The sequence below is a fragment of the Acidimicrobiia bacterium genome, assembly GCA_016650365.1.
Taxonomy (GTDB): Bacteria; Actinomycetota; Acidimicrobiia; order Spongiisociales; family JAENVV01; genus JAENVV01.
Map to the genome: position 1 here is coordinate 1 of JAENVV010000314.1, position 1,831 is coordinate 1,831.

Annotated in this window: 3 protein-coding genes; 1 reads left to right on the forward strand and 2 read right to left on the reverse strand. The window is 61.0% G+C overall.

Going from position 1 to position 1,831, the window contains the following annotated elements; translation table 11 throughout:
• A partial coding sequence (locus JJE47_17410; GenBank protein ID MBK5269204.1) for an alcohol dehydrogenase catalytic domain-containing protein occupies window positions 1-741 on the reverse strand: 741 nt, incomplete at its 3' end.
• Between the two features lie 5 nt (window positions 742-746).
• Window positions 747-1,082 carry a cupin domain-containing protein gene (locus JJE47_17415; protein MBK5269205.1) on the reverse strand — a complete coding sequence of 112 codons (336 nt, stop codon included), beginning with the start codon at window positions 1,080-1,082 and terminating at the stop codon, window positions 747-749.
• A gap of 161 nt (window positions 1,083-1,243) precedes the next feature.
• Between JJE47_17415 and JJE47_17420 the strand changes: the two genes are divergently transcribed.
• Window positions 1,244-1,831: hypothetical protein (locus tag JJE47_17420; GenBank protein ID MBK5269206.1), on the forward strand; the 588-nt coding region annotated here is incomplete at its 3' end.

Sequence of the window (1,831 nt, forward strand, 5' to 3'; positions counted from 1 at the left end):
GCGTACGAGCATCTGGGCGTCGAATGCGGCGTCTGGGTTCTCATTGCCCACCCAGACCGCGGTGCCCCCCGGACGGAGGTGCTCAAGAGAGAGACGATGGGTGCTCGCGTTGCCCACCGCGTCGAAGATGATGTCGAAGTCGCCGTGTAGGGTCACGTCGGTGTTTTTTACGCCGAGGGTGCGGGCGAAGCCGAGCCGATGTTGGTTTGGGTCGGCAACTGAAACGTCGTCGGTGAGACTGCTAGAAACGTAGGCGACGAGGAGGCCGATTGTGCCTGCCCCTAGGATGCCCACCCGGTCACCGGGTTGGGGCGGACACAGACCGACGGCGTGGTGGGCGACTGCAAGCGGTTCGACCATTGCCCCCGCCTCCATGGAGACGTGTTCGGGCAGGTCGACCAGGCACGATTCGGGGACGGCTACCCGCTGAGCCAGTCCGCCGGCCCGCTGGATGCCCACGATCGTTCTGTTACTGCACAGGTGGGGCTGGCCTTGCTGGCATCGAATGCAAGCACCGCAGTTGATCATTGGGTTCACGGCCACTCGCCGGCCATCGAAGGTGCCGGAAAACTCGTGTCCCATCACGACGGGTGGCGTTCGTAGCAATCCCCCGTCCCGGGCCGCGTGCACGTCGCTGCCGCAAATGCCCGACACGGCGACATTGACGACGACCTCGGACCCTGCCGGTTCGGGTTCCTCAAGGTCAACCAACTCGACTACTCCGACCTCGCGGAGCAACACGGCTTTCACAATTCGTGGCCGACGCCGTCGATGACGTTCTTGCAGCTGAGCATCACGCAGTCAGTGATAGCCGTGACCCCATGGGGCACCCAGGAAGGCGCATGGAATCCTCCACCCGGTCCGACTTCCTTCACCTCGCCGTCGAAGAAGACCTCGACCCGACCCTCGATCACGAGCACCACCTGCTCCTGCTCATGGGTGTGGGGATTGGCTTTCTGTCCTGCCTTGAAGTGGAGCCGGCCGATCTCGATGGTGGAGCCAGTGAGCAGCTCGCCGTAGGCATCGGAGTGTTTCTCGGTAATTGCCATCTTGGGCATGTCATCGAAGTTGATGATGGGCATGGGTGACTCTCCTCACAAGGCTCGGGCGTTCGATTGACACTAGACAGTATATTATATACTATACAATCCGGACATGGGAGTCACCCTTTCCGTATCCAAGAGACTGCTTAGGTCTCCGAATCGTACACAAGGCCGGCGACGGCCTCCCAGGAGGAGGAACGATGAACCGAGGACGAGCACAGGAGTACACAGCCGTAACACGGCTGATCACAGTTTTGGCGATACTGGCACTGATCGTGAGTGCCTGCGGCGGAACCACGACCGAGGCATCTGGCGATGGGACGACGACAACCGAAGTAGCCGGCGACCCGGTCCGCCTTGTCTACGCGTCTTTCGCCGTTGAGGACAGTCCCCACTCCCAAGCGTTCGCCTGGATGGCAGACGAGATGAATAAGCGCACCAACGGACGAGTGACCATCGAACCCTTCTATGCGGGGGCACTGTGTGCCTTCGCCGACATCTTCGACTGCATAAAGGACGGCCGCGCCGACTTCGGGTTGTTCCTGCCAGTCCAGCAGCCGTCGTTCTTTCCCTATTCGAGCGTCGGATCGGTCCTGTTCGTGAGCAGAGACACTCAGGCTCACAGTGAGGCGTTTAGCGAGATGGCCAAGACGAACGACCAGTTCAAGGCAGAATGGGCGGCTCAGGGGATGGCACCTCTGTGGTTCGCCTCCATTGGGCCGGCGATACTCGGGGCAAACGAGCCGGTAGAGAACATCGACTGGCTGAAGAACAAGTCGATTCGAGCA

What these genes read in the sequence shown, in the direction of transcription:
- JJE47_17415 (MBK5269205.1), bottom strand. Translation starts at nt 1,082, where the DNA reads ATGCCCATCATCAACTTCGATGACATGCCCAAGATGGCAATTACCGAG.